10 protein-coding genes and 1 tRNA gene are annotated in these 15,531 nt (G+C 72.3%); 5 read left to right on the forward strand and 6 right to left on the reverse strand.

All coding sequences use genetic code 11. The annotated features are described in order from the left end of the window. Positions 1-262: 262 nt before the first annotated feature. Entirely contained in the window at positions 263-4,465 is a 4,203-nt protein-coding gene (locus tag ACWCQM_RS06420; RefSeq protein ID WP_450914177.1) for a PAS domain-containing protein, read from the forward strand. A 232-nt stretch (positions 4,466-4,697) separates the two neighbouring features. Here the strand turns inward: ACWCQM_RS06420 and ACWCQM_RS06425 are convergent, their stop codons facing one another. The 3 genes from ACWCQM_RS06425 to ACWCQM_RS06435 all read right to left on the reverse strand — a co-directional run bounded on the left by ACWCQM_RS06425 (position 4,698) and on the right by ACWCQM_RS06435 (position 7,813). Further along, on the reverse strand, positions 4,698-6,344 hold the full coding sequence (locus ACWCQM_RS06425) for a long-chain fatty acid--CoA ligase (protein ID WP_450914178.1): 1,647 nt from the start codon (positions 6,342-6,344) through the stop codon (positions 4,698-4,700). A gap of 236 nt (positions 6,345-6,580) precedes the next feature. Further along, positions 6,581-7,135, reverse strand: coding sequence for a SigE family RNA polymerase sigma factor (locus ACWCQM_RS06430; protein WP_450914179.1), 555 nt, complete (start codon positions 7,133-7,135; stop codon positions 6,581-6,583). A 366-nt stretch (positions 7,136-7,501) separates the two neighbouring features. Then, complete coding sequence (locus ACWCQM_RS06435) at positions 7,502-7,813, reverse strand: hypothetical protein (RefSeq protein WP_450914180.1); 312 nt, start codon at positions 7,811-7,813, stop codon at positions 7,502-7,504. Between the two features lie 419 nt (positions 7,814-8,232). Here ACWCQM_RS06435 and ACWCQM_RS06440 point away from each other — a divergent pair, with 419 nt between their 5' ends. After that, positions 8,233-9,114, forward strand: coding sequence for a bifunctional DNA primase/polymerase (locus tag ACWCQM_RS06440; protein WP_450914181.1), 882 nt, complete (start codon positions 8,233-8,235; stop codon positions 9,112-9,114). 103 nt (positions 9,115-9,217) lie between these two features. Here ACWCQM_RS06440 and ACWCQM_RS06445 read toward each other — a convergent pair. Further along, positions 9,218-9,304 (reverse strand) — tRNA-Ser (locus ACWCQM_RS06445). Positions 9,305-9,365: 61 nt separating this feature from the next. Beyond that, a complete protein-coding gene (locus tag ACWCQM_RS06450) occupies positions 9,366-10,829 on the reverse strand; it encodes a S1C family serine protease (RefSeq protein ID WP_450914182.1) in 1,464 nt (487 codons plus the stop codon). A 197-nt stretch (positions 10,830-11,026) separates the two neighbouring features. On the opposite strand from ACWCQM_RS06450, the gene ACWCQM_RS06455 reads away from it, so the two are divergent. The 3 genes from ACWCQM_RS06455 (at position 11,027) to ACWCQM_RS06465 (ending at position 13,691) form a co-directional block, all read left to right on the forward strand. Continuing rightward, positions 11,027-11,854: a glycerophosphodiester phosphodiesterase gene (locus tag ACWCQM_RS06455; protein WP_450914183.1), complete on the forward strand. Its 828-nt coding sequence runs from the start codon at positions 11,027-11,029 to the stop codon at positions 11,852-11,854. A 140-nt stretch (positions 11,855-11,994) separates the two neighbouring features. Beyond that, the gene (locus ACWCQM_RS06460) at positions 11,995-12,600 is read left to right on the forward strand and encodes an ATP-binding protein (RefSeq protein WP_450914184.1); all 606 of its coding nucleotides are present in this window, start codon (positions 11,995-11,997) and stop codon (positions 12,598-12,600) included. Between the two features lie 125 nt (positions 12,601-12,725). Next, entirely contained in the window at positions 12,726-13,691 is a 966-nt protein-coding gene (locus ACWCQM_RS06465; RefSeq protein ID WP_450914185.1) for a DUF5926 family protein, read from the forward strand. Between the two features lie 810 nt (positions 13,692-14,501). Here ACWCQM_RS06465 and ACWCQM_RS06470 read toward each other — a convergent pair. Continuing rightward, positions 14,502-15,185, reverse strand: coding sequence for a bifunctional DNA primase/polymerase (locus ACWCQM_RS06470; protein WP_450914186.1), 684 nt, complete (start codon positions 15,183-15,185; stop codon positions 14,502-14,504). Between the last annotated feature and the right edge of the window lie 346 nt (positions 15,186-15,531).

Below are 15,531 nucleotides of genomic sequence, written 5' to 3' on the forward strand. Positions count from 1 at the left end.
CGTACCTGCCGGGTTCCAGGCGTAGTTCGGGCATTTCCAGGCATACGCCTGAATGCATCGGCGCACGTCACAGGGGGCGCTCGCGGTCACAGCACGGGCCACCGGCGTACACCGTGTGCACAGAACCTTGGTGAGAGCTCCCCCTCATCCGCCGCCCGACATGCGCTCCCTGCCTTTAGACTCCTCCAGTGACAGCCTGAGGCCCGAGGGGCAGGATGGGGCCCGCTGTCGGCAAGGTGGGTATTCAGGGAGGAAGCGTCTCGTGAGCAGCAGGCCATCCCGAGGCGCTGCTCGCCTCGCAGCCATACTCGACGCCCTTCCGGACGGGCTCCTGCTCGTCAACTGCAACGGCACGGTCGTCAACGCCAACACCATCGCCCTCGAAATGTTCGAGACCCCGGGCACCGCGCTCGTGGGCCGCGGGCTGCTGGATCTGCTCCCGGAGTTCGACTCCAGGCTGATCCCGGGGTCGATGCGCAGGCCGGACGCTGCGGACGAGCAGGGCAGGACCAAGCCGACGCGGATGACCGCGCGCCGTACCGACGGCACCGAGTATCCCGTCGAGGTCACCAGCGCGGCCCTGGACAGCGGCCAGGCCGGGTACAACGACATCCACTCCAGCTACACCGGCGACGAGCTGCTGATGCTCGTCGTACGGGATCTCTCCGGCACCGTCGACACCGAGGCCGAGCTGGCCCGTTCGCAGCGGCAGACCGAGATGATCCTGCGGGCCGCCTCCGAGGGCGTCGTCGGCACGGACACGGAGGGCCGGGTCGTCCTGGTGAACCCCGCCGCCGCCCAGATCCTCGGCTTCCGGGCCAGCGACCTCGGCGGCAAGGAGCTCCACCCGCTGATCCTGCACTCGCGTGCGGAGGGCGAGCCGTTCCCGTACGAGGAGTCCCCGCTCGCCGACACCCTGAAGTCCGGCCGCAAGCACCGGGTGCGGGGACAGGTGCTCTGGTCCAAGAGCGGTGCCCAGGTGCCGGTCGACCTGACGACCGCGCCGGTACGCGACGGGGACCAGCTGGTCGGCGCCGTCATGACGTTCACCGACCGCAGGCCCTACGAGGAACTGACCGAGCAGCACACCGGCGAGGTCTCCCGGCTGACCGAACGCCACGCCGCGGAGATCGCCGAGCTCACCGAGGCCCACCGCGCCGAGGTCACCCGGCTCACCGAGAAGCACGCGGCCGAGACGGCCGACCGCACCGAGCGGTACGCCTCCGAGCTGGAGGAGAAGACGGAGCGCCTCGCCGATCTCGGCGAGCGGCACGCCCAGCTGACCGCCGTTCTCGGCGAGTCCCTGCGCGGGCCGCTGGAGGAGCTGCGCGGCGAACTCTCGACCCTCGCGGCCGACCCGGCCGGCCAGCTGTGGCCCGAGGCCAACCAGATCCTGCACCACCTCGCCGCGGGCTACGCGCGTATGACGACGCTCGTCGACAACGTCCTCAGCTACCAGCGCCTGGACAGCGGGAGCGAGGAGCTCGTCAAACACCCGGTGCTGCTCGACTCGGTGGTGACCGCCGGTATCGACGGCGCGGTCGAGCTGATCGGTCCCGGCCGCGCCCAGTTCGCGGTGCACGCGCCGCCGATCGAGGCCGAGGTCGACGCGGGACGGCTGATCACGGCGCTCGCCCATCTCGTCGCCGACGTCGCCGGTGTCGACTCGACCGGCAAGGCCCGGCTGATGCCGGGCGGCGGTTACGTCGACTCGACGGTCGTGGTGGCCGCCGCGCAGCGGGGTGACGTCGTGCGCATCGAGGTGCGCGGGCCCTTCGCCGGGGGTGACCCGGTGCATGTGCCGATCGTGCGCGGGATCGTACGGGCGCACGGCGGGGTGCTCCAGACCCACGAGATGCCGGGCATGAGCGGCAGCGCGTACGTCCTGGAGGTGCCGATCGGTACGGGTTCCGGGACGATCGCTCCGGTGCCCGTGCCGGAGGCCGTACCCGAGCCGGCGCCGGAGACGGTGGCCGAGTCGGCCGCCGCGCCGGTGGCCGGGGAACCCGTCGTGCCGGTGGCCGAGGAGCCCGTCGTGCCGGAGGCCGCGCCCCAGCCCGCGCAGGGCGGCCGGCGCAGGGCGCGCAGGGCGTCGACGGACGCGTTCCTGGACAGCCCCCTGGACCCGGCCTCGGCGGCCGGGGACACCGCGGCGGCGGAGCCGACCGGGCGTCGCAGGGCTCGCAGGGAGACCCCGGCACCCCAGGAACCGCAGCAGGAGCAGCAGCGCGAGCTGGAGCTGACCCCGCCTCAGCGCGGCGAGGGGTCGGGCCGCAGGCGCGGCAGGCCCAGCCCCGCCGAGACGGGCGCCCCGGCCGACCAGCCCCGGCAGGCCCTGGCGCTTCCCGCGGCGGGCCAGGCCCCCTCCGAGGGTTCGGTCGTCACGGCGGCCGAGGGTGCGCAGGGCGGCGGCCGTCCCCAGCGCGGGCAGACGGTGCCGCCCCAGGGCGTGCCGCAGAACGCCGCGCGGACCGGGCGTCAGGGCGGCGGCCAGCCCGCGCTGCCCGCGCTCGCCTCGTCCGAGGCCCAGGCGGAGCAGCCGGGGCAGGAGCAGCCGGCTCAGCAGCCCGGCGGCCGGCGCGCCCGCCGGGCCCTGGCCGCGGCGCAGGAGCGCGCAGCGGCGGCCGAGAACACCGGGCCCCGTACGGCGTTCGCGCTGCCGCCCGCCGCCGCCGACCGGATTCCGCCGGTGGCCCCGGGGTCGCCCGTCGTGGCCCCGTCCCCCGACACGCCTCCGGTCCCGGGCTCGCCCGTCGTGGCCCCGTCCCCCGTCACGCCTCCGGTCCCGGGCACCGCCCAGCAGGCCGCGCCTGGCCCCCAGCACGTCCCGGCGAGTCCTCAGCAGATCCCGACGGGTCCTCAGCACCTCGCGCCCGAGGGCGGTCCCCGGCATCACGCGGCCGATGACGGTTCGCTGCCCGAGCGCCACGACGCCGTGCGGACCGCGCCGGACGCGGACCACACTCCGCCGCAGCCGCACCCTCTGCCGTCCGGCCGCCGCAGGGGACGGCCCGCCGACGTACCGGAGCCGCAGGCCGGGCCGGGGCACCCCGTGCCCGGGCAGCCGCTGCCCGCGGTTCCTCCGCAGCCCGACTGGGCGCAGTCGGGCACCTCGGGGCAGGGTCTGGCCGCGCTGGTGCACGAGGACGACGTGGCTCCGGACGAGTCCTGGGCGGGCCCCGGCAGCACCACGCACACCACGGGCACGGCCGCCCCCGCCGGCCCCTCCGGTCCCGTACCGACGCCGGACGCGCACCCGGCCGACGCCGACGTGCCCTCCCCCGCACCGGACGCGCGGCGCCAGCCGCTGCCGGCCGAGGCGCCGATGCCCGCGTCCTCGGACTCGACCCAGGGCCGTGCCTTCAGCGTCCGGACACTGGGGCAGGGCGTGCCCTTCGCGCAGCACCTCGCACATCAGCAGAACCAGACGCTCGGCGGTGCCGGGCGGCGCCGTAAGCTCGCCGCCCCGCCGGAGGCCGAGCGTCAGACCCCTGCCGCGGCGGCTCCCGTACCGCCGCAGCCCGTCACGGGTCCTGTCCCGCCGCAGCCCGGTGGCACCCAGGGGAGCACCGTGCAGGGCTCCGGCTCGGGCCGGCTGATGTCCGCTCCCGCGTCCGAGGGGCGCTCGTACGCCATAGGAGCGCCCGACGAGGGCGCGGAGGGTCCGGAGCCGCTGGACGGCCCCGGTGGTGCCGTCGAGGTCGCCAACCGTCCGCAGCCGCAGCCCGTCGACGACGAACTGCCCCCGGAGCCCCTGGACAACCCGCGCAGGCTGCTCGTCTGGCCCGCCCCCGACGTCTCCACCCAGCAGGCGCTGAGCGACCGCGGCTACCGTCCGGTGATCGTGCACTCGCGCGAGGAGGTCGACGCCCAGATCGCGGCGTTCCCCGCCGCCCTGTTCGTGGACCCGCTGACCGGGCCGATCACCCGTACGGCGCTGCAGTCGCTGCGTCAGGCCGCGGTGGCGGCCGAGGTCCCGGTGCTCGTGACGGCGGGTCTGGGGCAGGCGACCCGGGAAGCGGCGTACGGCGCCGACCCGGCCGTGCTCCTCAAGGCGCTCGCTCCGCGCGACAGCGACCAGCATCCGCCACGGGTCCTCGTGATCGAGGAGCACGAGGAGATCGCGCTGGCCCTCACCGAGACGCTGGAGCGGCGCGGCATGCAGGTCGCACGGGCTTCCGGCGACACGGAGGCCGTCGATCTCGCGACGCGGATGCGGCCGAACCTGGTCGTGATGGACCTGATGCAGGTGCGCCGCCGCCGCGCCGGGATCATCGACTGGCTGCGTGCGAACGGCGCGCTGAACCACACTCCGCTGGTCGTCTACACCTCGGCCGGGATGGAGGAGTCGGACCTTCCCATGCTCGCCTCGGGCGAAACGGTGCTCTTCCTCGCCGAGCGCTCGACGAGCGACGAGGTGCAGTCCCGGATCGTGGATCTCCTGGCGAAGATAGGGACGAACTGACGGCAGGACGTCACCGGACGCCTTCGACAAGGGCGGTACGGGCTCTTCGCGTACGACGAGCGCGGTACGGGCTCTTCGCGTACGACGAGCGCGGTACGGGCTCTTCCGACACGACGAGCGCGGACGGGCTCTTCCGACACGACGAGCGCGGACGGGCTCTTCCGACACGACGAGGGCGGTACGGGAAGATCCGTACCGCCCTCGTCGTGTGCGGCGCCCGAAAGCGCCCGGTTCAGAGCTGGGTGACGTCGAGCTCGCCGTCCGCGTACTGCTTGCGGATCACCTTCTTGTCGAACTTGCCCACGCTCGTCTTCGGCACGGCGGGGACGATCGTCCAGCGCTCGGGCAGCTGCCACTTGGCGACGGACTGGGCGAGGAAGGTCCTCAGCGCGCCGTAGTCGGCGGTGGCACCCTCCTTGAGCACGACGGTCGCGAGGGGGCGCTCGCCCCACTTCTCGTCGGGGACGGCCACAACCGCGGCCTCGGCCACATCGGGGTGCGCCATGATCGCGTTCTCCAGGTCGACGCTGGAGATCCACTCGCCGCCGGACTTGATGACGTCCTTGGCCCGGTCGGTGAGCGTGAGGAAACCGTCGGGGCTGATGACACCGACGTCGCCGGTCTTCAGCCAGCCGTCCTCGCTGAACTTGTCCTCGGGGCGCAGCTCCCCACCGTCCGCGCCGCCGTAGTACGCGGCGGCGATCCAGGGGCCCCGGACCTCCAGCTCACCCGCGGACTCGCCGTCCCACGGCAGGTGTTCGCCTCCGGGGCCGGCCAGCCGCGCCTCGACACCGGCCGGGAAACGGCCCTGGGTGACGCGGTAGGGCCACTCCTCCTCGGCGGTCAGTCCGGCGGGCGGGTTGGACATCGTGCCGAGCGGCGAGGTCTCCGTCATGCCCCAGGCGTGGCAGAGGCGGACACCCAGCTTGTCGTACGCCTCCATCAGGGAGGGCGGACACGCGGCGCCGCCGATGGTGACGTTGGCCATCGAGGTGAGGTCGCGCGGCTTGGCGGTGACCTCGGCGAGCAGCCCCTGCCAGATGGTGGGGACGGCGGCGGCGTGGGTCGGGCGCTCCCGCTCGATCATGTCGGCGAGCGGGGCGGGCTGGAGGAAGCGGTCGGGCATCAGCATGTTGATGCCGGTCATGAACGTCGCGTGGGGCAGCCCCCAGGCGTTCACATGGAACTGGGGCACGACGACCAGGGTCGTGTCCTTGTCGGTCAGCGCCATCGACTCGGCCATGTTGACCTGCATGGAGTGCAGATAGATCGAGCGGTGGGAGTAGACGACGCCCTTGGGGTCGCCCGTGGTCCCGGAGGTGTAGCACATGGCCGCCGCCTGGCGTTCGTCCAGCTCGGGCCAGTCGTAGGAGGTGGGGCGGCCCGCGATCAGCTCCTCGTACTCGTGCACCCGGGGCGCGACGCCTTCGAGCGCGGAGCGGTCGCCGGGGCCGGCCACCACCACGTGCTCGATGGAGGGGAGGTGGGGGAGCAGCGGCGCGAGCAGCGGCAGCAGCGAACCGTTGACGAGGACGACCTTGTCGTCGGCGTGGCCGACGATCCAGATCAGCTGCTCGGCGGGGAGCCGCAGATTGAGCGTGTGCAGCACGGCGCCCATGGAGGGGATCGCCAGATACGCCTCGACGTGCTCAGCGTTGTTCCACATGAGGGTGGCGACCCTCTGATCGCCGTCGATCCCCAGCTCGTCGTGCAGGGCGTGCGCGAGTTGAGCGGCACGCCTGCCGATCTCCGCGAAGGTTCGCCGGTGCGGCTCCGGTTCGCCGGTCCAGGTCGTCACCTGCGACTTCCCGTGGATGGTCATCCCATGGTTCAGGATGCGGGTCACAGTCAGCGGTACGTCCTGCATGGTGCTCAGCACGGCGTCCTCCCGGTGGGCGCTACGTGGCAGTAAGGGTGCGCTGATTCTGCTCACATACCACGCGGTATGTCACTACTTCCGGGAGTACGAATCAGCGTCGGCCGCCAGAAACCGGGCTTCGGAGCGGCCTTCGAAGAGCCACTGAAGGGCTGCGGAGGGCTCGGAACGGGCGTCACCGGGCGCCGGGGGGGCATCATCGGGCGCCGTGGGGCGTCTTGGGGGGCGTCATGCGCGTCTCAGCGGACCGGGCTGAGCTCCGGGTCCTCGCGGAGTTTCCCGAGCGCCCGCGACACGGCGCTCTTCACCGTACCGACGGAGACCCCCAGCACCTCGGCCGTCTGCGCCTCGCTGAGGTCCTCGTAATACCTCAGGACGACCATGGCGCGCTGGCGGTCGGGGAGCTTGAGCACGGCCCGCCACATCGCGTCGTGCAGCGTCTGCTGCTCTGCGGGATCGGGCGCCGGCGCGGCCTCTTTCTCCGGCAGCTCCTCGCAGGCGAACTCGTCGACCTTGCGCTTGCGCCACTGGGAGGTGCGGGTGTTCACCAGGGCGCGGCGGACGTATCCGTCCAGGGCCCGGTGGTCCTCGATCCGCTCCCAGGCGACGTACGTCTTGGTGAGAGCGGTCTGCAGCAGATCCTCGGCATCGCTCGGATTCGCGGTGAGGGAGCGGGCGGTACGCAGCAGCACGGGCCCCCGCGCCCGTACGTACGACGAGAACGACGGATAGCGGCGGTGTCCGGCGGCAGCAGCGGCCGCCCTGGAGGCGCCGGTGCAGACTGGCGTGGTCATGGCTCCACGCTAGGAGCGGACACGGACGAGGGGATCGGCCCCAGGTCCCGAAGCCACGTCCGCCTCAGGGTGTAGGGGTGGGGCGGTCCTCACCTCCTGAAGGTGGAGGGGCGACACACCCTCCTTCAGGGTCCCCGGCCCCGGACCTCAGGGTCCGCACCTCCGGGACACCCCTCCCACCTCCTGGGTCAGGCCCCGGAGCCGGGCCCCTCATCCCCTGGGACTACTCCCGCCCGTACGGAAGTTCCCGGGCTGCCCGGCTCGGGGCGCTCGGCCCCGGGCACCCCGGGCTGTCCACCTCCGCACGGAAGCGGCCCGTGTGCCGGCGACGGGACTCCCGCCGGCGCACGGGCCAACCCCCTCAGGTCACCAGAGCGGCGAGAAGGTCACCGAGTAGATGCGGGTCGACTGGTCGATCACTGTGAAGGCCGAGCCGTTCACCTGGGCCGAATTGCTGTGGTTCGACGCGCCGAAGCCGACGGCCTGCTGCTGCGACGTGGATGAATTGCCGGAGTTGTTCCCACCGACACCGCCGGACCCGATGGTCGCCACCGCCGCGTTCGATCCGTCGTTGGCGAACGAACCGTTGTCCGCCACCGCGATCCCTCCGAACAGCGCGACGGTGAGAGGCAGAGCGGCAACGGCGGCGAGAGTGCGAGCGGTACGGGTACTTGCCATGTCAATTTCCTCCAGGAACCGTGAATGCGGCTTGATACGGCTGGTTCCGAAGCAGTTGGCCGACCGCCTCGGTGCTGGTCACGACGTCGCGGAAGCAGAACTGCCCAGCGCATCCCGGGCGAATCGCCCGTGATCCGCGATTCCCCCGTAGGTATGAGGAACACCTGATAAACCCCTCGGACCCGCAGAAGCGTTCCACCGGAAGCCACACGGAGCCGCCGGGTGAGGAGCCCTCAGCTTCCGGCCGAGGATTCACCGATTCAGGCCAGGAGCCGCCCAATTCCGCCCGGGGAACCGCCCAATTCCGGCCGAGGAGCCACCCGGTTCCGGCCGGGAGGGCGCCGGAACCGCCGACAGGGCCCCAGGAGGACCCCGGGAATCCCCTTCCCTTCTTCGAACGCATGTACGAAACTGAGCGTATGGCCATCACCGACCGGCAGACCGCCACCCTGGCCCTGGCGCACGCGCTCTCCGCCGCCGAGCGCGGGCTCCCCGTCTTCCCGCTGTCCGCCACCAAGCTCCCCGCCCTGCGCTCGCCCCACCACGACGAGGACCCACCCGTGCAGTGCCGGGGCGCCTGCGGGCTCCCCGGCCACGGTGTCCACGACGCCACCACCGACCCCGCCGCGATCCGCGCGCTCTTCGCCGCCGCCCCCAGGGCGACCGGGTACGGCATCGCCTGCGGGCGCGCCCCGCACCGCCTCATCGGCATCGACCTGGACATCGACACCACGCACGGCAACGACTCCGTCGCCGCCCTCCAGCACCTGGCCCTCCAGCACCTGTTCACCATCCCGGCCACCGTCACCGTGCTCACCCCGAGCGGCGGCCGGCACCTCTGGCTGACAGGGCATTCCGGCGTCCCGGTGCCCAACTCCGCCAGCCGTCTGGCGCCCGGCATCGACGTCCGCGGGGCGGGCGGCTACCTGGTCGGCCCCGGCTCGGTCACCACCCACGGCCGCTACCGGCTCGCCCCCGGCACGGCGCATCTGTCCCCCGCACCCTGCCCCCGCGCCCTCCTGCGCCTGCTCACGCCCCCACCGCGCCCGCACCGGTCCTCCGGCCGGGCCACTCCCGCCCGGCAGGGCGAAGGGCTGGTCCAGTTCGTACGGGCGGCGCATGAGGGCCAGCGCAACACCCGGCTGTTCTGGGCGGCCTGTCGCGCGTACGAACACGGCTTCGGCGACGCCCTCGCGGACGCCCTCACCGACGCGGCGCTCAGCACGGGTCTCACGGAACAGGAAGCACGCGCCGCCATCGCCTCCGCCGCCCGCCTGACCGCACCACGCCGTACACCCTGATCACGCGGGACGCTCTCCCGGCTGCACGGGGCCGCACCCGGGGCGCCCCAATGCCCATGACGACGGCCCCCGACCGTCTCCCCGGTCGGGGGCCGTTCACCTGCGGTGGGTGTGGGATTTGAACCCACGGTGACATCGCTGCCACGACGGTTTTCAAGACCGTTCCCTTAGGCCGCTCGGGCAACCCACCCCGCATCCCGCCCTGTCCGGTGTCGCCCGGTCCGGCGTGATGCGTGGAACAGCCTAGCCGGTCAGCTGTCGCCCTTGCGCTCGCCCAGGGTGAGTTCGGCCGTCGCCGTCTTGCCGTCCCGCTCGTAGGTGATCGTGACCTTGTCGCCCGGCTTGTGGGTCCAGATCTCGCCGATCAGGGTCGGTCCGCTCTCGACCGCCGTGTCGTTGAACTTGGTGATCACGTCGCCGGCCTTGAGCCCCGCCTTCGCCGCCGGGCCGTCCGGAGTGACGGCCGGGGTGCCGCCCGCGCCCTCGTCCGAGATGACGGCGCCGCCGGTCTTCTCCTCCATCGTCACCGTCGCGCCGATCACCGGGTAGACCGGCTGGCCCGTCTTGATCAGCTGCTCCGCGACGTTCTTCGCCTGGTTGACCGGGATGGCGAAGCCGAGGCCGATGGAGCCGGCCTGGGACTGGCCCGCGCCGCTGCCGCTGGTGGACTGGATGGCCGAGTTGATGCCGATGACCGCGCCGCCCGCGTCCAGCAGCGGGCCGCCGGAGTTGCCCGGGTTGATCGAGGCGTCGGTCTGGAGGGCGCTCATGTACGAGTTGTTGTTGCTCGAACCGTCGCCGGAGGCGACCGGGCGGTCCTTCGCGCTGATGATGCCGGTGGTGACCGTGTTGGAGAGGCCGAACGGCGCGCCGATCGCGATGGTCGAGTCACCCACCGCGACCTTGTCCGAGTCGCCCAGGGCCAGCGGGGTCAGTCCGTCCGGGGCGTTCTTGAGCTTCAGCACGGCCACGTCGTAACCCTGGGCCCGGCCGACCACCTCGGCGTCGTACTTCTTGCCGTTGGAGAACGTCGCGGTCAGCTGTCCGCTGTCCGCCGCGGAGGCCACCACGTGGTTGTTCGTGAGGATGTGGCCCTCCTTGTCGTACACGAAACCGGTGCCCGTGCCGCCCTCGCCGTCGCCGGACTGCGCGTCGATGGTGACCACGCTGGGCAGCGCGCTCGCCGCGACGCCCGCGACGGTGCCCGCCTCGCGCTTGAAGTCCTTGGGGCTGTTCGAGGCCGAGACCGTGGTCGACCCCGAGGAGCTGCCGTCGTTGCTGTCGGCGGCCCAGTAGCCGAGGGCTCCGCCGACGCCGCCCGCGACCAGCGCGGCCACGGCCACGGCGGCGACCAGCCCGCCGGCACGGCGCTTGCGGGGGTGCTCGGGTTCCGCGTGCGCGGGGGCTCCCCAGGCAGGCGGGCTGCCCCCGTCGGCGTACGAGGGAATGGCCGGCGGGGGCGGCGGCCAGCCGGCCGAGGCGGCCGGGGGCTGCTCCGGAGCCGGCGGCGCGTACGGGTGCTCGTCGTGGGCGTGCCCCGCGCTCTCCTGGTACGCCGGAACCTGGGCCGTCGGTGCGTCCGTGTGGGCGGCCGGAGGGGTTTCCGGGGCGGGCGGGGTGCCCTCGGGAGCGGCGGCCGGCACGGGAGGCGCGGTCGGAACAGACGGTACGGACGGAACCGCGTTGTTCTCGTTGCCCTCGTTCTCGGTGCTCACAGCTCTTTACTCCTCGGTTCCACTCGGCATTCGGCAAGAGATCCGCTGTGCACGTGTCTGCAGTCAGCTTTTCCCACAGCACGTCAGGCCACTGTAAGCAGGACCTGTGCATCCGCACACCAATCTTTACATCAGGCAAAACGGTCCTACGCAACAAGGTGTCGGCGCCCGACGCGTCGCGGTGACACCATGTCGCAGTGACCCACGCTCGCCTACCCTCCGAACAGCCTGCCATCCAGGTCATCGCCCACCGCGGGGCGTCGGACGACGCCCCCGAGCACACCCTGGCCGCGTATCGGAAGGCCATCGAGGACGGGGCGGACGCCCTGGAGTGCGATGTGCGCCTCACCGCCGACGGACAGCTCGTCTGTGTGCACGACCGCAGGGTGAACCGCACGTCGAACGGCCGCGGCGCCGTCTCCGCCCTGGAGCTGGCCGATCTCGCCGCCCTCGACTTCGGCTCCTGGAAGGACCGCGAGGAGTCCCCGGACTGGGACCCGGTCCCGGGTGAGCTCACCTCCGTACTCACGCTGGAACGCCTCCTCGAGCTGGCCCACGACGTACGGGCCACCGGCCGGCCGCTGCAGCTGGCCATCGAGACCAAGCACCCCACCCGCTGGGCCGGCCAGGTCGAGGAGCGGCTGCTCGATCTGCTCAAGCGGTTCGGCCTGGACGACCCGCCGGCCGGTGAGCCCTCGCCGGTACGCGTCATGAGCTTCTCCGCGCGCTCCCTGTACCGCGTCAGGGCGGCCGCCCCGAATCTGCCCACGGTCTTCCTGATGCAGTTCGTGTCGCCGCGGCTGCGCGACGGTCGGCTTCCCGCAGGTGCGCGGATCGCCGGCCCGGGGATGCGGATCGTACGCAATCACCCCGCGTACATCGAGCGCCTGCACCGCGCGGGCCACCGCGTGCACGTGTGGACGGTGAACGAGCCGGAGGACGTGGAACTCTGCGCACGCCTCGGAGTGGAAGCAATCATCACCAACCGCCCCAAACAGGTGCTGTCACAACTTGGCCGTTCTTAACATCAGTTACCGGGGGTGCACCGGCGCATTCGCTCCGCAATCGATCGTTACGAGTGCATCACTGACAGGGCTTTGGCCGGTTTCCGGCGCAGTCCAGGGGGGCATCCAATCCCTGGCGTGGGGCAAAGGAGGTCTCGGGGGTGGCGTTTGTGGTGGCACAGGAAGTGCCCACGTCGTCGAGCATGGCCGTACCCCATGGCCCTGCGGGCGTGGGGCGGGCACGGCGCTGTATGCGCGAGCAGCTGCGCAGCAACGGGGTGTCGGACACCGTGGTCGACGACGCTGTACTGATCCTTTCCGAGCTCCTCAGCAATGCCTGCCGGCACGGCAGACCGCTGGGGCAGCACTCGGACATGGGTGACGGCGACGTCCGCGCCGCGTGGCGCGTGGACAGAGGAGGCGACCTGACCGTCGAGGTCACGGACGGCGGAGGGCCGACCAGGCCGGTCCCGGCCACACCGTCGGTGACCGCACGTGGCGGGCGCGGTCTCAACATCATCAGCGCGCTGGCCCAGGAGTGGGGCGTGCGCGACGACACCGCGGGCGAGGTCACCGTCTGGGCCCTGGTCTCCACGGACCACGGAAGCCCGGGCTTCCCCGCCGCCGCGCCGGGACGCCCGGCACCCGCGCAGCGCGAGCGGGGCGGGCTGGAGGGACTGGGCGGACTGAGCGGATTCGGCTCGCTGGACGGGCTGGACCTCGCCGAGGCACTGGACGCGCTCGACGCCTTCGACGACGCGGGCTGAGAGCGAAACGGGCGCGGTGCGGCGGGGCGGGTCACGAGCCGCCGCGGCGTGTGTGCCCCGGCGGCGACGGGGGCGGCTAGGCTCGCGCCCGAGACCGCACTTTCGCAATCGGGAGATCGCCCACCATGGCCAAGAAGCGCCCTCAGACCAAGGCCGGGAAGCCGCAGCTCAAGGATGGTGAAATCCCGGTCGTAGGGGCTCGTGAGCCCTGTCCGTGCGGTTCGGGCCGCCGCTACAAGGCGTGCCACGGGCGCGCCGCGGCCCAGGCCGTGACCGAGCTGGTCCAGCGTCCCTTCGAGGGACTCCCCGGCGAGTGCGACTGGATCGCCCTGCGCGAGCTGGTCCCCGCCGCCACCGTCGAGCTGACGCTCAAGGGCGGCCTTCCCGAGGGCGTTCCGTCCGTGACCCTCGCGACCGTACTTCCGATGGCGTGGCCCGCGCTGCGCCGTGACGACGGCTCCGTCCTGCTCGCCCTGCAGAACGACACCTCCTCGGGCGACCTCAGCCGCGACCTCGCGGACACCCTTCAGCGCGCCTTGGAGGCGGAGCCCGGTTCGCCCGTCACCGCCCGCCGGGTACCCGCCGACGGCCCGCGGCTGCAGGATCTGCTCGACCCCGAGGGGGCGTTCGAGCCGGTCGTGCACTCCGGTTTCGAGTTCTGGGTCCCGGACGCGGAGAACGCGACACCGGAGGTGTCCGCCTCCCTGGAGCGCGCCAACGCCGCGGCCATCCCCACCACCCTGCTCTCCGGCGTGGACGCGGCCTACTGGTGCGAGACGCCCGAGAAGAACCACCTTCGCTGGGTCATGCCGCACCCCGAGGAGCAGCTCCTCGACGCCCTGGCCCGGCTGCACGCGGCGGGAACCTCCTCGCTCGGCGAGGGCACCCGTCTGGTGGGCTCGTTCCGTGCCCACGGTCTGATGGTCCCGGTCTGGGACCTGCCGAGCGGGATGGGCGCCGAGGAGTGCGAGAAGCCCGCGGCGGAGTTCGCCGAGCGGCTCGCCCAGGCCCTGGCGACGGACGCCCCCCTCACGGGCGAGGAGCGCCGTGCGCGCGGAGGGCTCACCAACCGCCAAGTGACGCTCAGCTGACAGTGACGAGACCCGGGGCGTTGTGGTGACTCCCGTCACAGCGCCCGTACTCGCCGGTAAATACCTGTCCGAATAGGCGAGATCGAATTTGCTCACGGCAGATCTCTTGTTACGGTTCTTGAAGCCCGGTCGCTGGTGCATCCCCCGTCGCCAGCGGCCGGGCGTCCTCGTTTCCGGAGCACGGTCTGCCGGGGCGCACGCCGGAGCGCGCAGAGGATCGAGGACCTGCGGCTACCACCAGGCCCCGTCCCCGCTCCAGCCTCCCGCACCCGCACCGCCAGGGCTCACGCCACCGTCGGCCCCGGTGAGCTCCCCACCTGCCGGTCCGTGCGGAGCGGCGCGCGCCCTGAGCATCAGCGATGCGAGGCCGTTCGCTTTCGGACAGAAATCCGGTCCGCGGACCGCGCCAGGTAATGCGCCACCAACGCCTCGGAAAACATTCACGCCGGCATCACCACGCGCACCATTTCCGCAATCTGCGGAAAGGTCGTCAGAAGATGCGACGTCAGCGGCTTTTGCCTCTCGGGCAATTGTGACACGCTCCTGACCGCTCACGCATTCGAGCTTCCGCCTGTTCATGCGTCACGCGCTCATGCGTCACGCGCTCAGGCGTCACGCGTTCGCGCGGAACTCGGGCGGACCCACACCCTTGCGAGTGAGCCGCCCGTTGTTCCCACGTCTTCGCGCCTGCCGCGCACCGGCGCCCGGCCCGACGGCCACGCGGCGCCCGAGCCGGCCGCCCTTCCGTACGCGAGCCGACCGCCATCCCGCACGCGATCCGTGCCACCTCAGCACGCGAGCCGTCTCGCCTCAGTACGCGAGCCGGCTGCCGCCGTCCGGAGCGCTGTTGCTCGCCTCGACGAGCGCGTCCAGGACGGACTCCACATCGGGAAGCCACGGCGCGGCATCCCCGGCCCCGGGCGCGCGCTCCCAGCGCACCTGCCCAGTACCGATCTCGGAAGGGGGCAGCACGAGATAGCCGCCCTCCCCGTGGAACCGCAGGGAGCTGGGCACCCAGTCCTTCGCGTGCAGCAGCTCACCGAGCCGCTCCAGGGTGTACGGGGCGACCAGCAGCGACCACCTGGTCGGCGTCGCCACCACGGGGCCGAGCCGCAGCCCCATTCCGTCGAGCGCGGCCAGCGCTCTGGCACCCGCCACGGCGGGCAGGCTCAGCGCGCAGGGCGCCCGGTCGCCGGTCGCCAGGACGACGGGGGCGGCGGGCCGGTTGGTCCACCACCAGCGCACCATGCGCGCGTCGGTGGTCGCCGCGAGGAGACCGGGATCGAAGGGGTGTGCGCCGGGTACGGCGCACTCGGGGTCGGGACAGGCGCAGTCACGGCCGCGTTCGCCGCGTACGCCTGTCGTCGCCAGCCCCGCTCCGGGGAGCACGGGCCATTTCCAGGCGGTGGCGCAGGTCAGCGCCGCTTCGAGCCGGGCGGAGCTTGCCTTGCGCCGGGGCCGGTGCCTGCGTCGCCTTCCGAGGATCTCGCGCATGAGCGCTCGTTCCTTTCCGTTGAACGCCGAGGTCCACATCACACCACGTGTTCGTTACACCACGTGTGCGTCTCTTCGCTGTGCGTGCTTGCTCATCGGGTTTGCGGTACGGACGAGTAGTCGGTGCCGAGCGTGAGCCGAGCAGAGCAGAGTGGAACCGAACAGAATGGAGCTGAGCCGAGTCGAACAGAGTTGAACCGAGCCGAGTCCAGTCAAAACATCGCGCGGTCGGCGTGCGCATCGCGCGTGCCGTCCCTTGTGCATCCCCGCCACTCGGGGGTGGGCAGGCGGCCGTCATCAGTGAGGACGTTCGGGCGCGCTGTCGGGTTCCTGGGCGGTCACAACT

The sequence above is a fragment of the Streptomyces sp. NPDC002125 genome (assembly GCF_053593715.1).